This is a genomic window from Rhodopseudomonas parapalustris, from assembly GCF_053772255.1.
Genome location: NZ_JAMKBZ010000010.1, coordinates 67,209 through 90,792, shown reverse-complemented (window position 1 = coordinate 90,792; position 23,584 = coordinate 67,209). Strand labels below are relative to the sequence as shown.

Genomic DNA, 23,584 nt, shown 5'->3' with positions numbered 1-23,584 from the left:
GTGAGTCAGCGATCCGCCGAGAGGAGTTCCCTCACCCGGATCGCTACGCGATCCGACCTCTCCCGCAAGTGGGAGACGTTGCGCAGCGCGCGGCGCGACATGCTCGAGACAAAGCCGGCACCCTTTGCGGAGCGCCGGCCTTCATTCAGACGATCGATCGTCGCTTACTTCGTCAGCGGGCAACCGCTCTCCGCGGCGCTGGGGAACGCCTTGTCGCCCGGCACCGTAGCGAGCAGCTTGTAGTAGTCCCACGGCTTCTTGGATTCTTCCGGCTTCTTGACCTCGAACAGATACATGTCGTGGACGAAGCGGCCGTTGGCCTGCACCTTGCCGGACGCGAAGGCGTCGTCGACCGGCAGCTCCTTCAGCTTCTTGGCCACCGCCTCGGTGTCCTTAGTGCCGGCGGCCTTGACAGCCTTCAGATAGGACAGCGTCGCCGAATAGGTGCCGGCCTGGATCATGCTCGGCATCCGGTTGGTGCGCTTGAAGAAACGCTCGGCGAACTGCCGGGATTTGTCGTCGCGATCCCAGTAATAGGCTTCGGTCAGCACCAGCCCCTGCGCCGCCTTGAGGCCGAGGCCATTCACTTCGGCGAGCGTCATTAGCAGGCCTGCCAGCTTCTGGCCGCCGGCGACGATGCCGAACTCCGAGGCCTGTTTGATCGAGTTGGCGGTGTCGAGGCCGGCATTGGCGAGGCCGACGACCTTGGCCTTGGACGCCTGGGCCTGCAGCAGGAACGAGGAGAAGTCCGACGAGTTCAGCGGATGACGCACCGAACCGAGCACCTTGCCGCCATTGGCGAGCACGATCTCGCTGGTGTCTTTCTCCAGCGCGTAGCCGAACGCGTAGTCGGCCGTGAGGAAGAACCAAGTATCGCCGCCGGCCTTGACCAGGGCGCCGCCGGTTCCGACCGCAAGCGCATGAGTGTCGAACGCCCAGTGGAAGCCGTAGGGCTGGCAGGCATCGCCGGTGATGCGCGAGGTCGCGGCTCCGACCACGATGTCGATCTTCTTCTTTTCCTTCGACAGATCCTGGATCGCCAGCGCCACAGACGAGGTGGTCAGTTCGGTGATCATGTCGACGCCGTCGACGTCGTACCATTTGCGCGCGATCGTGACGGCGTTGTCGGGCTTGTTCTGGTGATCGGCGGAGACGATCTCGATTTTCTGACCCAGGACCTCGCCGCCGAAATCCTCGACCGCCATCTTGGCGGCTTCGAGCGACCACTTGCCGCCGTAATCGGCGTAGACGCCGGACTGATCGTTGAGGATGCCGATCTTGACGCCTTGCGCCGAGGCCGGCGTGACAGCGACAAGAGCCGTTGCCGCGAGCGCGGCGGAAAGAAATTTGAGTTTCATTGCGTGCCTCCCAGTGTTTTGGTTGACGCGCAGACTAAGCAAGAAGCCTTCGACCGACCAGCGGTTTTTCCTCGTCGCAGAACAATGGTGACACTCGTTTAAAGCGGGTCGAACTTGTAGGCGGCCTGGAGAAAGGTTCCATACCTTTCGGTGCGGACCGGCAGGGTCTGACACGGACACTCTGTGCCGAAGATGTTGGTGTAGGCGTTGGTGGTCGCCCACATCGCCCAGTATCGGGCGCCGGCGCCGATGCTGAAGGCGCTGTTCAATTGATACGACAGGATCGCCTCGAGCTGGACACCCTGACCCGTGCCCTGTGACGGCGACACTTTGTCGGCGACGTCGGTCCGCAGCAGATGCGTATCGGTTCCGAAGGTCTTCACATACGGCAGATAGGCCGCATCCGCCGAGAGCTTGAACCCACGGCCGAGCCCGATCTCACCGTTGAGGCCGACCCGCAACGAATGCCAGGTGTCGTTCTGGGTGATGGCGAGAACTGCATCCGAAATCGGTTGCGCGCAGACCAGCGACGTGGCGCCTGCCGTCTGCACGCAGCCATAGGCCGATTTGTTCTCGCGATAATAATTGTAGCCGACGAAGCCGCCGAATTTGTAGTCCGGCCCGTGCACCAGATTGTAGCCGACATCCACAGTCGCATAGGCGATGCTGCCCCTGACCGGATCCGACAGCGTATTCGAATAGGGAATGCCGTCGGAGGCGATCCAGTCCTCGTCGTTCATATGACCGGTCAGCAGCGTACCGCCGCCGGCAAAGCCCTTCAGGAAGGTGTCGTAGGGACCTTCGACACGACCGAAAGCCTCCCCGGACACAGCGGTACTTTGATAGGTCAACCGCGAGATCAGGAAATTCTGATTGCCCTGATCGAATGTGCCGCCGAGATCTTTTTGGAAGCGCCCCGAACTATACCAGACGCGACCGCCGACCTCGACCGCGCCGCGCTCGACGACGTCGACTCCGGCCTGGGATCCGCGCAGATGATAGTCGTCGAAGCGTGCATCGACATCGCCGCCGAATTTGAGATTGAGGCCGACCTTCATCGCATGGATGTCCTGCGCGACCCTGCTCGTGCCCTGCGGCGTGGCGAAAGAGCCGACACCCGGCACCAGCCGTTCGCTGTCCGGCGTCGCCATGTCGCGGCTGCCGAAATCGGCGTAGTTGTATTCGAGCTTCACCGACCAGGCGGGCGCCAGCGCCCGTTCGATGCCGGCACCGACGGTCCAGCCCCAGCGACCGTCATTGACGTTGGTCGAGTTGCCGAGCGGATAGCCGACCGTCATGTCGAGCCGTTCGCTGAGGAAGGCTGCGCCGCCTTTGGCGTAGAGCAGCGTGCGACCGCCGCGGCCGGTCACGAATCCGGCACGGCCGGTGAACGTCGCCAGCGCATCCTGGCGGACCCGGCAGTTCGATGAAATGAACAACCCGGACGACACCATGCAGCTATTGGTGCCCTTGGCGTTCATGGCGCTGAGATCGGCCTCGACACCGATCAGCCAATTTGCATTCGGCTGATAATTGTAGCCGACCTGGATGCCGGCGAGCGCTGCCGGGCTGCGGACGTCGCCGCCGTAGAGGCCGGGGCCGGCGGGGTCGCTGAAGCTCGACGAGCCAATGCTGCCGCCGAGATGAGCACCCCAATACAGGCCGGTCCAATTCCACGACACCGGTGCAACGGGCATGAGCGGAGGAAAATACGGCATGTCGGCCGCTGCGGCCGGTGAAATCACCGCGGCCAGCGCGGCGACGGTCACAAGAATTCGACTCATGGTACCACATTCCGCTCGGCACAACGATGCCGAGCAGAATGCAACCCAAGACTTAAAAAAGCGGTAACCGTATTTGTTAGCTAGCTGCTAACCATGCGCAACGACCCCGCGCAGCACCAACCGGTTGAGACGGCTGGCGAAGGCGGCCGGATCTTCAGGCAGTTCGCCGTCGAGGATCTGCGCCTGCTCCAGCAGCAGGAAGGCGAGATCGCCAGCTTCCGTCTTGTCGGTTTTGGTATCACCGAGCGCAGCGACCAGCGGATGCTTCAGATTGATCTCGAGGATCGGCTTGGATCCGGCGCCCTTGTTGGCGCGTGCCAGCATCTTCTCCAGTTCGCGATCCGGACCCATGCCGCCCGCCACCAGACACGATGCGCTCGATGTCAGTCGTTGCGAGGCTTTGACGTCGGAGACGCGATCGCCGAGGGCGTCCTTGATCACCGCGATCACCGTGGCCTCGTCGGCCTTGGTCTCTTCCTTCTTGTCCTCGTCCTGATCGAGCTTCGGGATCAGATCGAAATTGACGTCGCCCTGGCTCAGCGACTTCAGCGGCTTGCCGCCGAAATCGAGCTGCGCCGAGGTCCAGAACGCATCCACCGGGTCGGTCAGCAGCAGCACCTCGATGCCGCGCGCAGCCGCCGATTCCAGCTTCGGGTTGGACTTCAGCCGCTCCAGAGAATCGCCGACCAGATAGTAGATATCTGTCTGATTCTCCTTCATCGCCTCGGCATATTGCTTCAGCGACCGCTTCTCGCCCGCGGTCGTCGTGAAGCGCGCCAGCGACAGCAGCTTTTCGCGGCGCTCGAAGTCCTCGTACAGGCCTTCCTTCAGCACCGGACCGAACGCATCCCAGATCTTGGCGAAGTCCTCCTGCTTCTTCTCAGCGAGGCTTTCCAGCTCGCTGGTCACCTTGCCGGTCACCGCGGTCCGGATCTGCGCGAGCTGCGGATTCTTCTGCAGCATCTCGCGCGACAGGTTGAGCGGCAGGTCCTCGGAATCGATCACGCCGCGCAGGAAGCGCAGATAGGGCGGCAGCAGCTCGGCTTCGGAGGTGATGAAGACACGGCGGACGTAGAGCTTGATCTTGCCCTTGCGCTCCGGCTCGAACAGGTCGAACGGCTTGGTGGACGGCGCGAACAGCATCACCGCGTAGGACTGCCGGCCCTCGGCGCGATAATGCAGCGTCATCGCCGGCTCGTCGAATGCGCCCGCGATCTGCTTGTAGGCCTGCTTGTAATCGTCCTCGCTCAATTCGGACTTCGAGCGCTGCCACAGCGCGCTGGCCGAATTGATCTGGCGCGGCTCGCCCTCCTCCGGCACCAGCAGAATCGGAAACTGGATGTTGTCGGAGTATTCGGTAACGATCCGCTCGATCTGCCAGTCTTCGAGATATTTCGAAGCGTCCGGCTTCAGATGCAGCACGATCTCGGTGCCGCGCTCGACCCGTGCGGCGGCCTCCTCGGACGCCGGGCCGATCTCGAACCCAGCACCGCCGGCCGACGTCCAGGTCCAGACGTCGTCCGAACCGGCGCGGCGGCTGGTGACGCTGATCTTATCGGCCACCATGAAGGCGGCGTAGAAGCCGACCCCGAACTGGCCGATCAGGCCGGCGCTGTCCTTCGACTCGGCAAGCTTGGAGATGAACGACTTGGTGCCGGACTTGGCGATGGTGCCGAGATTGTCGATCAGCTCCTGGCGATCCATGCCGATGCCGTTGTCGACGATCGTCAGGGTATCGGGCGCCTTCTTCGGAATGATCCGGATGTTCGGCTCGCCGCCCTTCTCCATCAGCTCGGGCTTTGCGATCGACTCGTAGCGCAGCTTGTCGAGCGCATCCGAGGCGTTCGAAATCAGCTCGCGCAGGAAGATGTCGGTCTCGGAATAGACCGAGTGCACCATCAGGTTCAAAAGCTCGGCAACTTCGGCCTGGAACGGCTTCGTCTCGCTCGGGGTATCAGTCATGGTCATGGCGAATGTCGCTGGTCCTGCAGAAGGAATGTGAGGGAAAACCGGGATATAGCGCGCGAGCGCGCGATGGCAAGGTGGCCGCGCCGGCTCACACGCCGCCCGGGCCGGCCGAGGCGACCGCCGAGCAGCAGCAGGCCTTGAGTCCGCCGAGTTCGGAGCCCGACAGCCGCAAACTCCATCCATAGGCGTCGAGCACGTCCTGGACGATCGCCAGCCCCAGTCCGGCGCCCTCGCCGCGCTGATCGAGCCGGATGCCGCGCGACAGCACTTCGGTCCGCGCAGCCTCGCCGAGCCCTTCGCCGTCATCTTCGATCAAGATGCAGAATTCGTTGGCATCGCAGGCGGTGCCGATCCGCACCCTGGATTTTGCGTGGCGGGTGGCGTTGTCGAGCAGATTGCCGAGCACTTCGGCGAGATCGGTGCGTTCGATCGGCACCGCCACATAGTCGGCGATCTCGATACCGTAGGCGATCGATCGGCCCGCCGGGGTGCGCGACTGGATCGTCACCAATGATCGCACCAGCGGCAACAGCTCCACCGTCACGCTCTCGCCGCGCCGTGCGGCGCCGCGCAGCCGGGCCCGCGCCAGCTCGCGATCGACGTGCCGGCTCATCGCGGCGCCGACCGCCTCGATGTCGCGAGCGAGCTTGTCCTCGCCGCGCTCCCGCAGCCGTGCCGCATCGCCCGCCAGCGCCGCCAGCGGCGTCTTCAGGCCGTGGGCGAGATCGGCGGCGCGGTCGCGAGAGCGTTCGATCTCGTGGGCCTGCGCTTCCAACAGCGCATTGACCTCCTCGACCAGCGGCCGCACCTCGTCCGGCACGGCCTCGGGCAGACGGCGACTGCGGCCGGAGCGGATCGCTGCGACGTCGCGGCGAAGCGCAGCGAGCGGCCGCAGGCCGAGCATCACCTGGACCGAGGTGGCGAGCGCCAGCACCGCGCCGAGCAGCCCGAGCGCGACCACGAGGTCGCGCGCAAACGCCTTGCCGGCCGCATCGACCCGCGCCAGATCGACCGCCACGGCGGCCCGGATCGGCACGCTCTTGCCGCCCATGGTGAGCAGCACCCGGCGCTCGACGATCGACAACCGCGAGCCGAACGGGCCGGCGATGTCGTGGTGATGAACTTCGCCGGGACCGGGCTGATCGATCGGCACCGTCAGCCGGTCGTCCCACAGCGAGCGCGAGCGCACCAACTGATCGCCGTCGTCACCGACCTGCCAGTACAGCCCCGACAGCGGCTCCGAGAACCGCGGATCGGTCGGCGGTCGCACCACAACGAGCTTTCCGTCCGGCCCGGCCTCGATGCCGGCGAGCAGTTGCTTAAGCGAGACTTCCAGATCGTCCGCGATGGTACGGGTGACGTGGCGCTCGAACAGGATGGTGAGCGCGAAACCAGCGACGCTGAGCGCGATCAGAATCGCCGCAGCCCCGCCGGCGATCAACCGCAGCCGCAGCGAGCTGTGTTTCATGAACGCTCGTCCGGCACGATGTAGCCGAAGCCGCGCCGGGTCTCGATCAGCTCGGTGCCGATCTTGCGGCGGACGCGGCCGACCAGCACCTCGATGGCGTTGGAATCATGGGCGTCGTCCTGACCGTAGATGTTCTCGGCAAGCTCGTATTGTGACACCACCCGGCCGCGATGCAGCACCAGGTAGGACGCGAGCCGGTACTCCAGCGGCGACAGCGACACAGGCTTACCGCGAACGCTGACCTGCATCTGCCGCTCGTCGAGCGTGACGTCGCCGATAGTGACCACCGACGACGCATGGCCAGCCGACCGCCGCACGATCGAGCGCAGCCTCGCCAGCAGCTCCTCCATCTGAAACGGTTTCGGCAGATAGTCGTCGGCGCCGGCATCGATGCCGTCGACCCGCTCGGCCCAGCTCCCGCGGGCGGTGAGGATCAGCACCGGGGTGAGGCGACCGTTGTCGCGCCAGCGCTTCAGGATGGTGAGGCCGTCGAGCCCCGGCAGACCGAGGTCGAGAATGATCGCGGCATAGTCTTCGGTGTCGCCGCGAAACCATGCCTCTTCGCCGTCGCCGACAATCTCGGCCAGATAGCCGGCTTCGCGGAGGCCCCGGGCCAGCTCCGACGCGATCCGGCTGTCGTCCTCGACCACCAGCACTCGCATCATTTCTCCCTGGTGCGACGGATCTCGCCACTCAGCGCATCGACATAGACTTCGTACAACCGTCCGGCCTTGTCGACCACGATGAACTCGTACAGCCACTGATCGTGATGCCGCTCGATCTCGACGCCGGTGATCTCGCCGGGCAGCTTGTCGCGAATCCGGCCGAGCAGTTCGGCGAGCGGACGGATTTCGCCGCGCTCGACCGCGCGCCGCGCTTCGTCGTGATCGTGGCGGCGGTCGTGGGCGCCGTGGTCGTGCTCGTGCGCGACGAGGCGCGCCGACGGCATCGGCGCCGCGGCGATCAGAGCTGTGAATGCGACAATGAAGAGGCGCCTCATCGGGCTTCCGGCCGGCTCCTTCGGAAACCGCCAGTCTGGCGCCGAGCCGCTGACCGCTCGCTGACAATGATCAAAACGAAACGGCGTCGCTCTCAGCCGTGTCGTGAAAACAACGGTCGCAGCACGCCGGCGACCAGACCGGCGGCGATCAGCAGGCCGACCACCGGAATCCACAGCAGGAACGCCCCGAGCAGCAGCACCAACACCACGGCGATCACCGCACCGATCGCCAGCGCCATCAGAAACAGGCCGAACGGACCGACCTTGCCGACGAAGACGTGCTCGGTGGTGTTCTGGTCGATGAAAATCCGCGTCCCCATCGGATCATGGGTCTGTCCGGGCGGAATGATCTCCGGCTCATAGCGCGGCCGCTCCGGCGGCCTTGATTGATTGGTCATGATGCGAGTCCTTGGGGCGCGCGCGGCTCGGCTTCGGCGCGAATCCAGCATAGCCACAAAGGTGGCGGGCGCGAGAGCCTTTCCACAGAGGTTACGCGGCGATCGGCCGCGCGACACACTGTTTCGACGCGGCAATACCGCTGCGCTGCCTCGTGCTGCGGCTGAGCAGCCGTATTCTACCGAACTCAGGACGCTCGCAGGAGTTCCATGGCCTGCGCCACCCGCTCCGGGAAGGCGGCAGCCAGCGCCGCACGGTCGGCTTTCAGCACGCCGCGCTCGGTGATCAGCCCGGTGACGAGCCGCGCCGGGGTGACGTCGAAGCCGTAATTGGCCACTTTGGAGCGAGCCGGCACGATCCGCACCGTCTCGATCCGGCCATCGCTGGTGCGGCCGGTCATGTCGGTGACCTCGGCGGCTTCGCGCTGCTCGATCGGAATTTCCTTCACGCCGTCGTGGATGGTGAAGTCGATCGTCGGCGACGGCAGCGCGACGTAGAACGGCACCTTGTTGTCGGCCGCCGCCAGCGCTTTCAGATAGGTGCCGATCTTGTTGCAGACGTCGCCGTCGGCGGTGACGCGGTCGGTGCCGACGATGACGAGGTCGACTAGTCCGTGCTGCATCAGATGGCCGCCGGTATTGTCCGGAATCACGGTGTGATCGACGCCGTGATGGCCGAGCTCCCAGGCTGTGAGCGACGCGCCCTGATTCCGCGGGCGGGTCTCGTCGGCATAGACATGAATCGGAATGCCAGCATCGAACGCCTGGTAGATCGGCGCGGTCGCGGTGCCCCAATCGACGGTGGCGAGCCAGCCGGCATTGCAATGAGTCAGCACGTTGACGCGCTCGCCGGGTTTCTTGGTCTTTGCGATCGCCTCGATCAGCTTCAGGCCGCTGGCGCCGATCGCCTGATTGATCGCGACGTCTTCGTCGGCGATTTCACCGGCGCGCCGATATGCCGCCGCGACACGATCCGCCGGCTGAATTGGGGCCAGCGCACGGCGCATCTCGTCGAGCGCCCATTTCAGGTTGATGGCAGTCGGCCGGGTCGCGACCAGCTTGGCGTAGGCAGCATCGAGCCCGGCGTCGGAGGCATTCTCTCGCATCGCCAGCGCCATGCCGTAGGCCGCGGTGGCACCGATCAGCGGGGCGCCACGCACCAGCATGGTGCGGATCGCATCGGCCGCCGCATCGGAGCTGATGAGCTTCACCACCACATAGTCGTGCGGCAGCCGGCGCTGATCGATGGTGCCGACGGTCCAGCCGTCAGCCTCGAGCCAGATCGTGCGGGTATGCTTGCCGTCGACTTTCATGGTGCCTCGCTAACATCGAATCCGTCATTGCGAGCGAAGCGAAGCAGTCCAGAAGTTCACACGCCAAGCACTGGATTGCTTCGTCGCTTTCGCTCCTCGCAATGACGAGGTTTACGCCTTCAGAACCCGCCCGGCCACCGCGTCGAGCTTCTTCAGCAGTTCCGGATCGCGCGCTTCGGGCGCGGTGATGAAGGCGGCATCGAGGGCGCGGTCGGAGCCGATCGGGCATTCCTCGTGCTCGCGCGGGAAGTCCTGTGCCAGCCGCGCCACCAGGCTCTTGGCCTTCTCGGCGTTGGAGGTCAGAACCCGAATGATATCCTGTACCGTCACCGCGTCGTGGTCCGGGTGCCAGCAGTCGAAATCGGTGACCATCGCCACCGTCGCGTAGCAGATTTCCGCCTCGCGGGCGAGCTTGGCCTCGGGCATGTTGGTCATGCCGATCACCGAATAGCCGAGCTGCTTGTAGGTCATGCTCTCCGCGTAGCTGGAGAACTGCGGCCCTTCCATGCAGAGGTAGGTGCCGCCGCGCGCCACCGGAATGCCCTCGGCCTCCGCAGCCGCCGCAAGGTGGATGCGCAGCCTCGGGCTCACCGGATGCGCCATCGAAACGTGGGCGACGCAGCCTTTACCGAAGAACGAGCTTTCGCGCTTGTAGGTGCGGTCGACGAACTGATCGACCAGCACGAAGGTGCCGGGCGGCAGTTCTTCCTTGAACGAGCCGCAGGCCGACAGCGAGATCAGGTCGGTGACCCCTGCGCGTTTCAACACGTCGATATTGGCGCGGTAGTTGATGTCGGAAGGCGACAGCCGGTGGCCCTTGTCGTGGCGCGGCATGAACACGATCGGCAGGCCGGCGATATTGCCGCGCCGCACCGCGGAGGACGGCTCGCCCCATGGGCTTGCGATCGCTTCCTCTCGGACGTCTTCCAGCCCGGGCAAATCATAGATCCCGGAGCCGCCGATAATGCCGAGCACGGCCTTGGTCATTACTGTCTCCCCGACGACAGCGTTTCCGAGCGAAATGGTCACCGGTTCGCGTGAGGAAAACGCGTCACACAACAAAATCTGCCGCCGCATTCAACATGCGGGCGGCGCAGCGACAACCCCCTTCGGTGGTGGATCAGCCAAACGTCTTATCTTACCGCGACCGTCGCCAGGACATCGGACGTCAACGCCGTGCGCCGCCGCGACGAATTTTCCTGTTCCCGTACCCGCAACGATCGGATTAGGATCATCGCTAAGGCCACGCAAAAGCGGCCAACGGGAGTGAAACAACGTGATCACGGGACGCGTCGTATTCGGCGCCATGGAGGAGGTCGTCTATGGTCAGCCGGCGGCAGCCGCGCTCGCCGCCCAGATCGACCGGATAGGCGCGCAGCGCGCGCTGCTGATGGTGTCTGGCACGCTGAACCGCACCACCGACGAAATTGCCAAGATCAAGGACGCGCTCGGCACTCGCTGCGCCGGGGTGTTCGACGCGATGCCGGCGCATACGCCGCGTGCCGCGGTGATCGCAGCCACCGAGCAGGCGCGCGCCGTTCATGCCGACATCATCGTGACCGTGGGCGGCGGCTCGATCACCGACGGCGCCAAGGCGGTGCAGATCTGCCTCGCCAACGACATCGCCAGCGCCGCCGAGATCGACCGCGTCCGCAACATCACCGCGCCGGTCGGCCCGACCGTGCGGCAGATCAGCGTGCCGACCACGATTTCGGGCGGCGAGTTCAGCGCGATCGCGGGCGTCACCAACGAGGCCACCCGGGTCAAGGAGAAGCTGGCGCATCCGCTGACGATGCCGCGCGCCGCAATCCTCGATCCGGCCATCACCCTGCACACGCCGGAGTGGCTGTTTCTGTCGACCGGCATCCGGGCGGTCGATCACTGCGTCGAAGCGATCTGTTCGCGCGAGGCGCACCCCTACGGCGACGCCCAGGCGCTGCGCGGCCTCGCGATGCTGGCGGCCGGACTGCCGCGGGTGAAAGCCCACCCGACCGATCTCGACGCCCGGCTCGAGTGTCAGATCGGCACCTGGCTGTCGATGGGCGCGCTGTCGTCCGGCGTGCCGATGGGCGCCAGCCACGGCATCGGCTACGTGCTCGGCGCGGTGTTCGACGTGCCGCACGGCCACACCTCCTGCATCATGCTGCCGGCGGTGATGCGCTGGAACAAGTCCGCCAACCGCGACCGTCAGGCGCTGGTCGCCGCCGCGATGGGCCATCCCGGCGAAGACGCCGGGGACGTGCTCGACGCGCTGATCCGGGTGCTCGGCATGCCGCGCAGCTTGCGCGACGTGAACGTCGGGCCCGAGCATTTCGAGCGGATCGCCACCCAGGCAATGGGCACGCCATGGGTACCGCGCAATCCGCGCCCGATCGAAGGACCGGCGCAGGTCCGCGAGATCCTGGAGCTCGCGGCGTGAGGACGCACTTGCTCTAGCGGGACCAACGACGATGAAAGCGTCATTGCGAGCGTAGCGAAGCAATCCAGGAGCCCAGTGCACGTCGGTGGATTGCTTCGTCGCTTCGCTCCTCGCAATGACGACGGAAAACCAGAAACTCAGGCACGCATCAGCACGAGGAGCACAATGTATCCCGGCCAGTTCGCGAAGACCCGCCCCGATCACCCCGCCTTCATCATGGCTTCGACCGGAGAGACGGTGAGCTATGCCGAGCTCGAGGCTCGCAGCAACCGTCTGGCGCATCTGTTGCGCGATCACGGTCTGCAGCGGCTCGACCATTTTTCGATCTTCATGGAGAACAACAACCGCTACATCGAGGCGTGCGCCGCCGGCGAACGCAGCGGCTATTACTACACCTGCGTCAACTCCTACCTGACGCCCGCCGAGCTCGCCTACATCCTGACCAACAGCGAATCGCGCGCGCTGATCACCTCGAAAGCCAAGCTCGACGTCGCCCGCGAGGCGCTGCAGGAATGTCCCAACGTCACGCTGTGCGTGGTGGTCGACGGTGACGGCGAGAGCGAGCGGATCGTCGGGCTCGCCGAAGCGACCAAAAACCTGCCGGACACACCGATCGCCGACGAAAGCCTCGGCACCGCGATGCTGTATTCGTCCGGCACCACCGGGCGGCCGAAGGGCATTATCCGGCCGCTGCCGGAGCAGCCGCCGTCCGAACCGCTGCCGCTGTTCCACTTCCTCAACATGCTGTGGAAGTATCGCGACGGCATGATCTATCTGTCGCCCGCGCCGCTGTATCACTCGGCGCCGCAGGCCGCGGTTGGCCTCACCATCCGCATCGGCGGCACCGTGATCATCATGGAGCACTTCGACCCGGAGCACTACCTGGCACTGGTCGAGAAACACAAGATGACCCACAGCCAGCTCGTGCCGACGATGTTCTCGCGGATGCTGAAGCTGCCCGAGGAGGTCCGCAAGAAATACGATCTGTCGACCCTGGAGGTCGCGATCCACGCCGCTGCGCCTTGCCCGCCGCAGGTCAAGGAACAGATGATCGAATGGTGGGGACCGATCATCCACGAATATTACGGCGCCACCGAAGGCCTCGGCTTCACCGCCTGCAACAGCCCGGAATGGCTGGCGCATCGCGGCACCGTCGGCAAGGTGATGTTCGGCGACCTGCACATTCTCGACGACGGCATGAAGCCGTGCCCGAAAGGAACGCCCGGCCAGATCTGGTTCAAGACCGCGACGCCATTCGAGTACTTCAACGACCCGAAGAAGACCCAGGAAGCCCGCTCGGAAGACGGCAGCATGAGCACCGTCGGCGACGTCGGCTATGTCGACGACGACGGCTATCTGCATCTCACCGACCGCGCCACTTTCATGATCATCTCGGGCGGCGTGAACATCTATCCGCAGGAATGCGAGAACCTCTTGATCACCCACCCCAAGGTCGCGGACGCTGCGGTGTTCGGCGTACCGAACGAGGATCTCGGCGAAGAAGTGAAAGCGGTGGTGCAGCCGATCGAGGGTGTCGCCGCCGGCGCCGAGCTGGAGCAAGAACTGCTGGCGTTCTGCGCCCAATCGCTGTCGCGCCAGAAGGTGCCGCGCTCGATCGATTTCACCGACGAAATGCCGCGGCTCCCCACCGGCAAACTCTACAAGCGTCTGCTGCGCGACAAATATTGGGGCAGCAAGAATAGCCGGATCGTGTGAGGCGGGGCGTCACGACGCTCTTCGTTTGAAGAACGGCGTCGCCCCGAGCGCGGCCCCCTCCAGGCAGGTCATTCCGGGGCGCAGGCGCAGCCTGCGAACCCGGAATCCCGAGATCGTGGGGCACCTCTTGTCCTTGCACGTCTAGATTCCGGGTTCGCCGCTGCGCGGCGCCCCGGAATGACGGCGACTCATGAGCCGAATCGGCCGCGGTGGGGTATACGCATCGCATGTCCCCGCTCCCCCGCCCGCTCCGATGACCCGCACCGCGCCCCGCGAAACCGACGACGAACTCGACGCGCGGATGCTGTCGACGCTGAATCATGTGTTCGGGCTGTCGTCGTTCCGTGGCCAGCAGGAAGCGATCGTGCGGCATGTCGCAGACGGTGGCGATGCGCTGGTGCTGATGCCGACCGGGGGCGGCAAGTCGCTGTGCTACCAACTGCCGGCGCTGCTGCGCGAGGGCTGCGGCGTGGTGGTGTCGCCGCTGATCGCGCTGATGCGCGACCAGGTGGCCGGGCTGCTGGAGAGCGGCGTGCGCGCCGCAGCGCTGAATTCGACCTTGTCTTACGACGAGGCGAATGCGATCGAGCAGCAACTGCTGAAGGGCGAGCTCGACCTGCTCTATGTCGCGCCGGAGCGGCTGCTGACGCCGCGCTGCCTCGGCCTGTTGGCGCGGGCGAAGATCGCGCTGTTCGCGATCGACGAGGCGCATTGCGTCTCGCAATGGGGCCACGACTTCCGTCCCGAATATGTCGGCCTCTCCGCGATCGCGGAGAAATTTCCGAATGTGCCGCGGATCGCGCTGACCGCGACCGCCGATGCGCTGACCCGCCGCGAGATCGCAGAGCGGCTGTCCCTAACGGATGCGCCGTGCTTCGTGTCGAGCTTCGACCGGCCCAACATCCGCTACAGCATCGTCGACAAGCAGAACGCGCCGGCCCAGCTCAAAGCCTTCATCGACGACCGCCACCGCGGCCATTCCGGCGTGGTGTATTGCCTGTCGCGCGCCAAGGTCGAGGACATCGCCGAGACGCTGAGCAAGTCCGGCCTCACCGCGCTGCCGTATCACGCCGGCCTACCGCCGGAGGTGCGCGCGCGCAATCAGGATCGCTTCCTCAACGAAGACGGCATCGTGATCGTCGCCACCATCGCGTTCGGCATGGGCATCGACAAGCCGGACGTGCGCTTCGTCGCGCATCTGGATCTGCCCAAAAGCATCGAGGCTTATTACCAGGAAACCGGCCGCGCCGGCCGCGACGGCAAGCCGTCCGAGGCGTGGATGGCTTACGGGCTCAGCGACATCGTCCAGCAGCGCCGGATGATCGACGAGAGCAGCGGCTCCGATGCCTTCAAGCGTGTTTCGATGGGCAAGCTGGATGCGCTGGTGGGCCTCTGCGAATCCACCGGCTGCCGACGCACCCGGCTGCTCGGCTATTTCGGCGAGACGGCGCAGCACGAGAGCTGCGGCAATTGCGACAACTGCCTCACCCCGCCGAAGGTGATCGACGGCACGGTGGCGGCGCAGAAACTGTTGTCCTGTGCCTATCGCACCGGACAGCGGTTCGGCGCCCAGCACCTGATCGATGTGCTGCTCGGGCGGCTGACCGATCGCGTCACTCAATTCGGCCACGACAAACTGTCGGTGTTCGGCATCGGCGGCGAGTTCAACGAAAAGCAGTGGCGCGCGGTAATCCGCCAACTGGTGTCGCTCGGTCACCTCGCGCCCGACAGCGAGGCGTTCGGCGCCTTGAAGCTGACCGAGACCTCACGAGCGGTGCTCAAGGCGGAAACCCAGGTGATGCTGCGCGAACAGACCGGCCGTCCGCCGCGAGCGAAATCCCGCCGCGGCGATCTGGCCGGCGGCGCGCCGCGCGAGACCAGCGGCGATCCGGAGTTGTTTGCGGCTCTCAAGGCGTGGCGCGCCGGGGTGGCGCGCGAACGCGGGGTCCCGGCCTATGTGGTGCTGCACGACGCCACCCTCGACGGCCTTGCGGCCGCCAAGCCGCGGACACTGGATGAACTGCGCGGGATTGCTGGGATCGGCGATAAGAAGCTTGAGCACTACGGCGCCGACCTGCTGGCATTGATCGGCGAACGGCGCTAGCTGCGTCCTTGCGACACTGACCGCCCGCGCAACGGGTTGGTCCGGATCCTGCAAAGCAATGCCTGACGGAATTCAGGAGGTGTCGCGATGCCGCTTTATGGCTTCCATTGTAAGCAATGCGACAAGGACAGCGAGTTGTTGGTCGGCTTCGACGACAAGCCGCGCTGTCCGTCCTGCGGCAGCCGGCGCATGGAACGGTTGGTCTGCCGTCCCGCCGCGCCCGGTAAGAGCCAAGGAATCATCAAATCGGCTCGTGCCCAAGCTGCGCGCGAGGGGCATTTCTCGAACTACAGCCGCAAGGAGCGTCGCGGCTGAGCGAGCGCTGACGATCGCGTCATCATCAGAAGACCGTTTCGGTCAGATGCGCTGAGCCCGGTCGCATACAGCGACCAGGGCCCGCACCCGCGTTAGATTAGTCGCCGTAATAGCCATAGGCGTTATCGTAAGCGCGGTACCCGCTCCAGGCGCTGTAGCGAGGATTCGCCACGCAGTTGCCGCCGGTGCCCTGCGCCGAATAGCGGCAGGCTTCGAAGCTGACGAAGCTGCAATTGCCGGGAAATCCCTGCTGCGCACCCTGCTTGCAGTACGGATATTCCACCTGCGCCATCGCGGGCTTGGCAGTCATCAGTTGCGCGGCACCCACTGCGCCGAGCGCCATCGCGGTCAAGGCCAGAGCTTTCATCGTGATGTCTCCTGTGTTGCGGGGCACGTCACCGTGCCGTCATGAGCAGCCAACGACACGCAGCAACGAACGTTCCGGCCCCCGGCAGGTGCCGCGTTGTCGCATGCCGGCATTCGGATCGGTCGAATTGCGCCACGGGCCGGGCGATGGCACAAGCTCGGGGCCGAAGCAGACGATAGATGCGGGCGATACGGCGGCAATTGCCACCGTGCGAAAAATCAACGAGTGCGGGGGAATCCGCACCTTTCGGGAGAGAAGCGATGCCGCAAGCGATCGAGGCGCCGGGAGTGGTAACTCCGTTCGACGGAATGGATGTGCCGTGGCTTTTGAAGCTGCACGCCGAAGCGCGGCGCGAGCATCCGTTCGTGATCTGGGCGCCGTTCGACGGCTCGTCGCGGCGCTGGAGCTACGGCGAATTCCACGACCGCGTCGGCGCACTCGCCGCCGGCCTCGCCAAGCGAGGTATCAAGCCGGGCGACTACCTCCTGATCCATCTCGACAATTGCGTCGAATTCCTGCTCGCCTGGTTCGCCTGCACCGAACTCGGCGCGATCGCGGTCACCACCAATACCCGCTCGGCCGCCGCAGAAATCGAGTACTTCGCCGAGCATTGCGGCGCAGTCGCCGCGATTACTCAGCCGGCATATGCCGATCTCGTCGCCGCCAATTGCAAGAAGCTGAAATGGATCGCGGTGATCGGACACGATCCCGGCGCGGCAGTCGCCGCGCAGCCGGTCGCGAAGGGGGATTCGTTCGACAGCCTGTTCGGCGACAGCGCCGACCGGCCGCGCCGTTCCACCGACCCGCTGGCGCCGTGCAGCGTGCAGTACACCTCGGGCACCACGTCGCGGCCGAAGGCAGTGCTGTGGACCCACGCCAACGCGTTATGGGGCGCCAAGATCAACGCTGCGCACCAGACGCTGCGCGCCGACGACGTGCACCTGCTGTATCTGCCGCTGTTCCACACCAATGCGCTGGCCTATTCGATGCTGTCGACGCTGTGGGTCGGCGGCACCGTGGTGGTGCAGCCGCGGTTCTCGGCGAGCCGCTACTGGAAGGTCGCCACCGAACACGGCTGCACCTGGAACTCGACCATCGCGTTCTGCCTGAAAGCGCTGCTCGATCAGGAGCGGCCGGCCTCGCATCAGTTCCGGATGTGGGGCACCGCGGTCGCCGAGCCGCCGGTGTTCGCCTCGTTCGGGGTCAAGACGATCGGCTGGTGGGGCATGACCGAAACCATCACCCACGGCATCATCGCCGAAGCCGATCAGCCCAACGCGCCGATGACGATCGGCCGCGCCGCGCCCGAATACGCGCTTCGCATTGTCGGTGACGACGGCACGCCCACCAAGGTCGGCGACACCGGCAATCTGCTGATCAAGGGCGTGCCGGGGCTGTCGCTGTTCAAGGAGTATCTTCACAACGAGAGCGCGACCCGCGACAGCTTCGATGAATTCGGTTACTTCATCACCGGCGACCGCGTCACGCTGCTCGAACACGGCGCCATCAGATTCGGTGACCGCGCCAAGGACATGTTGAAGGTCGGCGGCGAGAACGTTGCCGCTTCCGAGATCGAACAGGTGGTGATCACCGTGCCGGGCGTGCGCGAGGCCGCGGTGGTGGCCAAGAAGCACCCGATGCTCGACGAAGTGCCGGTGGTATTCGTGATCCCGCAGGGCGGCGTCGCCGCGGCGCCGCCGGATTTCGCCGACCGCATTGCGGCCGCCTGCGCCGCAGCGCTCGCCGACTTCAAGCGCCCGCGCGAAATCCGCCTGGTCGACGACATGCCGCGATCGACGCTGGAGAAGGTGGCGAAAGCCGAACTCCGCAAGATGCTGACGGACTAATCGATCCCTCACGTCACTCCGGGGCGTGCCGCGAGGCGCGACCCCGGAATCCGGAGATTGATGAAAAGAGTTCCGGGCTTGTGCTTGGCACGCCCCGGAACCACCAGTTGGTATCAGCCGCCCATCGCCACCGGGCGGAACGCCTGTAGCAGGCGTTGATCGAGCTTGCCGCCCATGTTCTCCATCGCGATGAAGGCCTGCAGCGGCGACATCGGCGCGTGATTCTTGCGTGGCGCGACCAGCGACGCGAAGATGTCGACGATGGTGGTGATGCGAACGATGTCGGCGACCTGGTCGCCTCGCAGTCCGTCCGGATAGCCGGAACCATCCAGCAGTTCGTGATGGTGCAGCACGACATCGAGGGTCTCGCGCGGGAAGCTGCCTTCCGCGACCAGCGCCTCGTAGCCGAGCCGCGGATGCTCGCGAAATTCGCGCAGCGCATCGCCCTTCAGATTGTCGAGATTGTCCAGCGCCGACACGTCCACATAGGCTTTGCCAACGTCGTACAGCAGCGCTGCACGGGTCAGCCGACGCTGATCTTCCTCGCGCATGCCGAGATATTGCGCGAATGCGACCGCAAAGCCGGTCGCGAACAGGCAGAGTCGATAGCTTTCGTCGTGATGGCGGCCGACGGTGGCGAGCCACTCGCGCAGCGACGATCGCTTGATCGCTCTCAGGATCGGGCCTTCCGCCTGCATCACGTCATGAAACGTCAGCGGCTTGCCGTGCAGCCGCTCGAACATCTTCACCAGCACCTTGTGGGCGGCGGTGACGCCATCGCTGAGTGCTTCGGCGCGCGCGGTCGCGGTGTCTTCGGAGGGGTCCGGAAACGCCGAGCGGATCCGCTGCAACAGGTCGCGCGGATCGAACGGACGGGCAATGGTGTCGGTGGCGCCGAGCGCCCACGCCTGCATCGAACCGTGATGCAACTCGTCGGCGAGCACGAACAACCGCGGCATCGGCTGATAGGCTCCGCCGAGCAGCTTGCGCCGAACCAGTTGCACGCTGTCCGCCGAGCGCAGATTGATGTCGACAACGATACCGGACAGATCGCGCGCCGGCGCGTCGGGCAACTGCGCCGTCGGCACGGTCTCGACCTCCGCCACACTCGCCAGAATACCCGCGATGTCGACACTGCGATCGCGACGATCGGACGCCAGCAGCAAACGTCGGCGCGGCGCGGGGTTGGTCGCGGGTTGTCGGGCTAACGCATTCATACAGACCACCGGATCGATGCTTTGGGCAGGCAATGTTCATACACTAAGGAGAAACTGGTTCCTTGAGATTAACGGGCGTTGTTAACGAGCGGTGACCATCGCGGCGCGCATTTGATACAATGTCAAAACCGTGATTATGCGAGGGCTCGCGCTCGTAGGGCGCATCGGTATGATGCGCGCCAGATCGCCATCTTGAATTGGACAGAACGAGGACAGATGACTGCGACACTGCTTGCGATCGCACCTTCGCTACGCGCCGCAACGATCGCCGCTGGCGCGCTGCTGCTATCGGTCGCACCGACCTGCGCTCAGCAGCCCGCGGCGAACCTCGCGCCGCCGTTCGTCGCGACCTTGTCCAATACGACGCCGCTGGTATTCGGCATGGATGCCACCGAGGCGGCGGCCGCGCTCGGCATGCCGCTCAACTATGTCGGCGGCCGGCCCGGCAACGAGACCTATTTGGTGATCCGCACCCAGGGCGGCACCGGGTTCTTCGACCGCAAAGACCGGCTGTATCTGCAGTTCCGCCACGGCCGGCTGGCCGGCTGGAAGGGGGACTGGGGCCGCAACTGGATGTGGCGATAGCGCCCGTCCGCCCCCGTCTCGATCGAATTCATCGTCATCACAACGCAGGGGATCGCCCGTGGGACACGACATCACGCTGAAGGCCGCAGACGATTTCGAGTTCGGAGGCTATCGAGCCGATCCGACCGGCGCGCCGAAAGCCGCAATCGTGGTGATTCAGGAGATCTTCGGGGTCAATCATCACATCCGCAACGTCTGCGATCGACTCGCCGCGCAAGGTTACGTGGCCATTGCGCCGTCGATCTTCGACCGGACGGAGCGCAACTTCCAAAGCGGCTATTCACCCGAAGAGATCGCGGTGGCGCGCAAGTTCGTCGCCAATCCGGATTGGCCCGCGATGCTGCGCGACACCCAGGCGGCGATCGACGCGGTTCGGGCGGTCGGCCCGGTCGGCATCATCGGCTTTTGTCTCGGCGGCAGCGTCGCCTATGCGGCAGCCACCAAGCTTCACGGCCTGAAAGCTGCGGTGGGCTATTATGGTGGCGCGATCGTCCGCTTCGCCGACGACGAGCCATTGGTGCCGACACAATTGCATTTCGGCGAGAACGATTCCGGGATTCCGCTCAGCGACGTCGAGGCGATCCGGGCCAAGCGGCCGGAGGTCGAGATCCTGGTGTATCCGGGCGCGCAGCACGGCTTCGGCTGCGACGAACGGGCGAGCTACGACAAGCCGAGCTCGGACCTCGCCTGGCAGCGCAGCCTAGCGTTCTTCGCGTCACACCTGAAGTAAGCCTCGTCGACGGCTGCCCGGAAGCGCCGATCAGAACCAGCGTTCGCCGACATAGACGGTGTCACCGGGGCTGAGCGGGGTGCCGAGCGGCACCACTTCGCGTACCGTGCCGCCGGCTTCAGGATGCGTCACCGTCACGCGATCGCGCTGAGCCCGCGGGGTGAATCCGCCGGCAATCGCGACGGCGCTTTCGACGCTCATATGCGGCACATACGGATACTGGCCGGGTGCGGTCACTTCGCCGAGGATGAAGAACGGCCGATAGGACTCGACTTCGACCGCCACCGACGGCTCGCGGATGAAGCCGCGGCGCAACCGCGCGGTGATCTCGGCGGCGAGACCTGCCGGCGTGCGACCACGCGCCGGCACTGCGCCGATCAACGGCATGGTAATCGAGCCGGCCGCGTCGATCGAATAGGTGTTGGTGAGCCCTTCCTGACCGTAGACCACGACGCGCAACCGATCGCCGGCATCGAGCCGGTACGCCGGCTCCGGACCGTTGGGTGCATAGGCCGTGGCCATCGGCGGAACGCGGCCGCCATAGGCAATGGTGTCGAGCGTGTTCTGCGGCTGCACCATGACGACCGGCCCCGACCGGCGCATGCAGCCGCCGAGCGCAAGCGCAGTCGCCACGATGATCATCGATACTTGAAACGCGCCTACGACACGCACTGGAGCCATCCCTACTCACGAGACGGCTTTGTTTATGCCCCGTTAGGGTTAACAAACGGTTTGGGTTGGAGGCTCGCCTCACGGTTGTCCCAAGGAGGCGGCATCCCCGCCCCATCTGCCGCCGCAGGCAGAGCGGCAGACGGGCGCAGGAATCAGACGGCGACGCCAACCCCGACCGGGCACGACACGCCGGTGCCGCCGAGTCCGCAATAGCCGCCAGGATTCTTGGCGAGATATTGCTGGTGGTAGTCCTCGGCGTAATAGAACGGACCTGACGGCGCGATCTCGGTGGTGATCGGACCGTAGCCCTTCGACTTCAGCGCCGTTGCATAAGCGGCACGCGAGGCTTCGGCCGCCCGGCTCTGATCGTCCCCAAAAGTGTAGATCGCCGAGCGATACTGCGATCCGACGTCGTTGCCCTGCCGCATCCCCTGGGTCGGGTCGTGGCTTTCCCAAAAGGTCTTCAGCAACGTGTCGTAAGAAATCTTGGCCGGGTCGAAAGCCACCAGCACTGCTTCGGTGTGGCCGGTCCGACCCGAGCAGACCTCCTCATAGGTCGGATTGGGCGTGAAGCCGCCGGCGTAGCCGACCGCGGTGGTGTAGACGCCTTCGCCGAGCTGCCAGAACTTGCGCTCGGCACCCCAGAAGCAGCCGAGTCCAAACACCGCCTGCTGCAGGCCTTCGGGGAAAGGCGGCTGCAGCCGGTGGCCACTCACGAAATGCGTGCGCGCCGTCGGGATCGGCATCGGCCGACCCGGCAACGCGTCGGCGGCACTCGGCATCGCGGTCGATTTGCGCATGAAGAACATCGAAGACCCTCCCGGCGCGGTCGCAAACGGCGGGGCGCCGCGCGGACCGCGCATCCATGATGGCGACAGCCGACCCCAGCGTGGCGCTGATGCGATCGGCTCTCAACTCAATTTCAGGATAGATATAGGCGTCTTCGCAGCGGCGGCGAGATTGTTACGTCGTGGCCGGCCCGTCAGTCGCGGGCATAGCCGATCAACGGCTTGCGCGGGCGGAACAGCAGCATCAGCGCCAATCCGATCACGCCGAGCACCGCGAAGGTCGGCTGCGCCAGCACGAACTTGGCAACATGGTCCCACAGCCAGGGAGCGGTCTGCTCGAGCCAGTCGCGAAACGACTGCTGGCTGGCCTGGTGGATGTCGTTCCAGAAATCCCCGAGCTTGGTCCACTGCACCGAATTGTCGGCGACCGAGCGCGCGCCATCGTAGACCAGGAAAATGAACCCTCCGGTCAGAAACAGCAGGCCGATCAGCCGAAATAAGCCGCGGATCATCTCAACCACCCCGATTGCCTCAGCCCCGAGCCGGGCTTACCGGGCGGAACGCCGGAATTCAACCTCGCCAGTGGGTTGGAGCAGTTCCAGGGCGTCGGACGGGCTCCCTACCGGCACGGGCCGGCACCTTGGCCGCGCGTCCCCGTTGACGCTGGAAAGCACTGCCAGTATAAGGCGGCCGATGGCGGTGGGGGCGATCCTGCCGCCGCTGTTCTTTGGGCGGCGCCGCGGATTGTGGCCGTGTCGGCTCCGGGAGCATCTTCAGCAACATCCGGAACACACGGCGTGACGCATTCGAGCGGCTTCGCCAATCAGCCCCGGCCGCTCGAGCAGAGGCCGCTGCAGGATTTGAGAGATCATGGCTAATACGTCTTCCGCCAAGAAAGCGACCCGCAAGATCGCCCGGCGCACCGCGGTGAACAAGTCGCGTCGGACTCAGATGCGCGGGTCGGTCCGGACCGTCGAACAGGCGATCGCCAGCGGCGACCGCGAGGCCGCGCTCAAGGCGATGGCCCGCGCCGAGCCGGAACTGATGCGCGCAGCGCAGCGCAACATCATTCACAAGAACGCCGCGAGCCGGAAGGTATCGCGCCTGACGCACAGCATCGCCAAGTTGGCGAAGTAATTCTCACCATCATCTTCGATGGTTTCGATGCCCGGCTTTCGCCGGGCATTTTCTTTTTCGGCGACGGCTCGCGCCGCGCGGATACGCGCGCTCTCCCTCCTCTGGTGTAGTTGCCGAGTAATTGCGACGCGCTCGCTCAAAACTTGAACCGAATCCCGCGCGCGACCACTGCGACCTGCCTCGTTCCGAAACACTCCGCCGACAACCGTCAACCCGACTTGACGTGCAGCTCAAAAAGCCGCTGCGGCACAGCAGGAACTCGGACGCCTGCGCGACTCGCTTGACTTTCGGCGCGCGCCTCCCCGTGCAACTACGCAGTCATTTGTGACAAGGGTTACCCTGTCCGAGCGCACACGAAAATCTGCGGCGAGCGAACCACTTATCGGCAAAGCACAGACGAC

Annotated in this window: 22 protein-coding genes; 8 read left to right on the top strand and 14 right to left on the bottom strand. The window is 65.2% G+C overall.

The window, feature by feature from the left end; translation table 11 throughout:
- Positions 1–164: 164 nt before the first annotated feature.
- The 9 genes from M9H71_RS11290 to M9H71_RS11250 form a co-directional block, all read right to left on the bottom strand.
- On the bottom strand, positions 165–1,358 hold the full coding sequence (locus M9H71_RS11290) for an ABC transporter substrate-binding protein (RefSeq protein WP_455405117.1): 1,194 nt from the start codon (positions 1,356–1,358) through the stop codon (positions 165–167).
- A 98-nt stretch (positions 1,359–1,456) separates the two neighbouring features.
- On the bottom strand, positions 1,457–3,142 hold the full coding sequence (locus tag M9H71_RS11285) for an outer membrane beta-barrel protein (protein WP_455405116.1): 1,686 nt from the start codon (positions 3,140–3,142) through the stop codon (positions 1,457–1,459).
- An 87-nt stretch (positions 3,143–3,229) separates the two neighbouring features.
- Positions 3,230–5,110, bottom strand: a complete 1,881-nt coding sequence (gene htpG, locus M9H71_RS11280; protein ID WP_455405115.1) for a molecular chaperone HtpG — start codon at positions 5,108–5,110, stop codon at positions 3,230–3,232.
- A gap of 88 nt (positions 5,111–5,198) precedes the next feature.
- Positions 5,199–6,578: a sensor histidine kinase gene (locus tag M9H71_RS11275; protein WP_455405114.1), complete on the bottom strand. Its 1,380-nt coding sequence runs from the start codon at positions 6,576–6,578 to the stop codon at positions 5,199–5,201.
- Positions 6,575–7,240: a response regulator transcription factor gene (locus M9H71_RS11270; protein WP_455405113.1), complete on the bottom strand. Its 666-nt coding sequence runs from the start codon at positions 7,238–7,240 to the stop codon at positions 6,575–6,577. The genes M9H71_RS11275 and M9H71_RS11270 overlap by 4 nt, the downstream gene beginning before the upstream one ends.
- A complete protein-coding gene (locus tag M9H71_RS11265; RefSeq protein WP_455405112.1) occupies positions 7,240–7,578 on the bottom strand; it encodes a PepSY domain-containing protein in 339 nt (112 codons plus the stop codon). Before M9H71_RS11265 ends, M9H71_RS11270 begins: the two co-directional genes overlap by 1 nt.
- 92 nt (positions 7,579–7,670) lie before the next feature.
- On the bottom strand, positions 7,671–7,976 hold the full coding sequence (locus M9H71_RS11260; RefSeq protein ID WP_455405111.1) for a hypothetical protein: 306 nt from the start codon (positions 7,974–7,976) through the stop codon (positions 7,671–7,673).
- Between the two features lie 185 nt (positions 7,977–8,161).
- A complete protein-coding gene (mtnA, locus tag M9H71_RS11255) occupies positions 8,162–9,286 on the bottom strand; it encodes an S-methyl-5-thioribose-1-phosphate isomerase (RefSeq protein ID WP_455405110.1) in 1,125 nt (374 codons plus the stop codon).
- A gap of 111 nt (positions 9,287–9,397) precedes the next feature.
- Positions 9,398–10,273 carry an S-methyl-5'-thioadenosine phosphorylase gene (locus M9H71_RS11250; protein WP_455405109.1) on the bottom strand — a complete coding sequence of 292 codons (876 nt, stop codon included), beginning with the start codon at positions 10,271–10,273 and terminating at the stop codon, positions 9,398–9,400.
- Between the two features lie 289 nt (positions 10,274–10,562).
- On the opposite strand from M9H71_RS11250, the gene M9H71_RS11245 reads away from it, so the two are divergent.
- From M9H71_RS11245 to M9H71_RS11230, 4 genes are all read left to right on the top strand, one after another.
- Complete coding sequence (locus M9H71_RS11245; RefSeq protein ID WP_455405108.1) at positions 10,563–11,705, top strand: iron-containing alcohol dehydrogenase; 1,143 nt, start codon at positions 10,563–10,565, stop codon at positions 11,703–11,705.
- 165 nt (positions 11,706–11,870) lie between these two features.
- Positions 11,871–13,421 (top strand): AMP-binding protein, encoded by a 1,551-nt coding sequence (locus tag M9H71_RS11240; RefSeq protein WP_455405107.1) that lies wholly within the window; start codon positions 11,871–11,873, stop codon positions 13,419–13,421.
- 253 nt (positions 13,422–13,674) lie between these two features.
- Positions 13,675–15,525: a DNA helicase RecQ gene (gene recQ / locus M9H71_RS11235; protein WP_455405106.1), complete on the top strand. Its 1,851-nt coding sequence runs from the start codon at positions 13,675–13,677 to the stop codon at positions 15,523–15,525.
- A gap of 87 nt (positions 15,526–15,612) precedes the next feature.
- Positions 15,613–15,840, top strand: a complete 228-nt coding sequence (locus tag M9H71_RS11230; protein WP_455405105.1) for an FmdB family zinc ribbon protein — start codon at positions 15,613–15,615, stop codon at positions 15,838–15,840.
- 97 nt (positions 15,841–15,937) lie between these two features.
- Here the strand turns inward: M9H71_RS11230 and M9H71_RS11225 are convergent, their stop codons facing one another.
- Positions 15,938–16,207, bottom strand: a complete 270-nt coding sequence (locus M9H71_RS11225; protein ID WP_455405104.1) for a DUF3551 domain-containing protein — start codon at positions 16,205–16,207, stop codon at positions 15,938–15,940.
- Positions 16,208–16,467: 260 nt separating this feature from the next.
- On the opposite strand from M9H71_RS11225, the gene M9H71_RS11220 reads away from it, so the two are divergent.
- Entirely contained in the window at positions 16,468–18,054 is a 1,587-nt protein-coding gene (locus M9H71_RS11220; protein ID WP_455405103.1) for an AMP-binding protein, read from the top strand.
- A 113-nt stretch (positions 18,055–18,167) separates the two neighbouring features.
- On the opposite strand, the gene M9H71_RS11215 is transcribed toward M9H71_RS11220, so the two are convergent.
- Positions 18,168–19,271: an HD domain-containing phosphohydrolase gene (locus tag M9H71_RS11215; RefSeq protein ID WP_455405102.1), complete on the bottom strand. Its 1,104-nt coding sequence runs from the start codon at positions 19,269–19,271 to the stop codon at positions 18,168–18,170.
- Between the two features lie 216 nt (positions 19,272–19,487).
- On the opposite strand from M9H71_RS11215, the gene M9H71_RS11210 reads away from it, so the two are divergent.
- Together M9H71_RS11210 and M9H71_RS11205 are read left to right on the top strand one after the other, a co-directional pair.
- Positions 19,488–19,856, top strand: a complete 369-nt coding sequence (locus M9H71_RS11210) for a hypothetical protein (RefSeq protein WP_455405101.1) — start codon at positions 19,488–19,490, stop codon at positions 19,854–19,856.
- Between the two features lie 58 nt (positions 19,857–19,914).
- On the top strand, positions 19,915–20,586 hold the full coding sequence (locus tag M9H71_RS11205) for a dienelactone hydrolase family protein (protein ID WP_455405100.1): 672 nt from the start codon (positions 19,915–19,917) through the stop codon (positions 20,584–20,586).
- A 30-nt stretch (positions 20,587–20,616) separates the two neighbouring features.
- Here the strand turns inward: M9H71_RS11205 and M9H71_RS11200 are convergent, their stop codons facing one another.
- The 3 genes from M9H71_RS11200 to M9H71_RS11190 form a co-directional block, all read right to left on the bottom strand.
- Entirely contained in the window at positions 20,617–21,258 is a 642-nt protein-coding gene (locus M9H71_RS11200; RefSeq protein ID WP_455405099.1) for a polysaccharide biosynthesis/export family protein, read from the bottom strand.
- Positions 21,259–21,410: 152 nt separating this feature from the next.
- Positions 21,411–22,067 carry a peptide-methionine (S)-S-oxide reductase MsrA gene (gene msrA / locus M9H71_RS11195; RefSeq protein ID WP_455405098.1) on the bottom strand — a complete coding sequence of 219 codons (657 nt, stop codon included), beginning with the start codon at positions 22,065–22,067 and terminating at the stop codon, positions 21,411–21,413.
- 173 nt (positions 22,068–22,240) lie between these two features.
- A complete protein-coding gene (locus tag M9H71_RS11190; protein ID WP_455405097.1) occupies positions 22,241–22,558 on the bottom strand; it encodes a hypothetical protein in 318 nt (105 codons plus the stop codon).
- A gap of 358 nt (positions 22,559–22,916) precedes the next feature.
- Between M9H71_RS11190 and rpsT the strand changes: the two genes are divergently transcribed.
- Positions 22,917–23,183, top strand: a complete 267-nt coding sequence (rpsT, locus tag M9H71_RS11185) for a 30S ribosomal protein S20 (RefSeq protein ID WP_164602720.1) — start codon at positions 22,917–22,919, stop codon at positions 23,181–23,183.
- Positions 23,184–23,584: the final 401 nt, after the last annotated feature.

Coding starts and splice junctions, on each gene's coding strand:
- M9H71_RS11290 (WP_455405117.1), bottom strand. CDS start 1,358: ATGAAACTCAAATTTCTTTCCGCCGCGCTCGCGGCAACGGCTCTTGTC.
- M9H71_RS11285 (WP_455405116.1), bottom strand. CDS start 3,142: ATGAGTCGAATTCTTGTGACCGTCGCCGCGCTGGCCGCGGTGATTTCA.
- htpG (WP_455405115.1), bottom strand. CDS start 5,110: ATGACCATGACTGATACCCCGAGCGAGACGAAGCCGTTCCAGGCCGAA.
- M9H71_RS11275 (WP_455405114.1), bottom strand. CDS start 6,578: ATGAAACACAGCTCGCTGCGGCTGCGGTTGATCGCCGGCGGGGCTGCG.
- M9H71_RS11270 (WP_455405113.1), bottom strand. CDS start 7,240: ATGCGAGTGCTGGTGGTCGAGGACGACAGCCGGATCGCGTCGGAGCTG.
- M9H71_RS11265 (WP_455405112.1), bottom strand. CDS start 7,578: ATGAGGCGCCTCTTCATTGTCGCATTCACAGCTCTGATCGCCGCGGCG.
- M9H71_RS11260 (WP_455405111.1), bottom strand. CDS start 7,976: ATGACCAATCAATCAAGGCCGCCGGAGCGGCCGCGCTATGAGCCGGAG.
- mtnA (WP_455405110.1), bottom strand. CDS start 9,286: ATGAAAGTCGACGGCAAGCATACCCGCACGATCTGGCTCGAGGCTGAC.
- M9H71_RS11250 (WP_455405109.1), bottom strand. CDS start 10,273: ATGACCAAGGCCGTGCTCGGCATTATCGGCGGCTCCGGGATCTATGAT.
- M9H71_RS11240 (WP_455405107.1), top strand. CDS start 11,871: ATGTATCCCGGCCAGTTCGCGAAGACCCGCCCCGATCACCCCGCCTTC.
- recQ (WP_455405106.1), top strand. CDS start 13,675: ATGACCCGCACCGCGCCCCGCGAAACCGACGACGAACTCGACGCGCGG.
- M9H71_RS11230 (WP_455405105.1), top strand. CDS start 15,613: ATGCCGCTTTATGGCTTCCATTGTAAGCAATGCGACAAGGACAGCGAG.
- M9H71_RS11225 (WP_455405104.1), bottom strand. CDS start 16,207: ATGAAAGCTCTGGCCTTGACCGCGATGGCGCTCGGCGCAGTGGGTGCC.
- M9H71_RS11220 (WP_455405103.1), top strand. CDS start 16,468: ATGCCGCAAGCGATCGAGGCGCCGGGAGTGGTAACTCCGTTCGACGGA.
- M9H71_RS11215 (WP_455405102.1), bottom strand. CDS start 19,271: ATGAATGCGTTAGCCCGACAACCCGCGACCAACCCCGCGCCGCGCCGA.
- M9H71_RS11210 (WP_455405101.1), top strand. CDS start 19,488: ATGACTGCGACACTGCTTGCGATCGCACCTTCGCTACGCGCCGCAACG.
- msrA (WP_455405098.1), bottom strand. CDS start 22,067: ATGTTCTTCATGCGCAAATCGACCGCGATGCCGAGTGCCGCCGACGCG.
- M9H71_RS11190 (WP_455405097.1), bottom strand. CDS start 22,558: ATGATCCGCGGCTTATTTCGGCTGATCGGCCTGCTGTTTCTGACCGGA.
- rpsT (WP_164602720.1), top strand. CDS start 22,917: ATGGCTAATACGTCTTCCGCCAAGAAAGCGACCCGCAAGATCGCCCGG.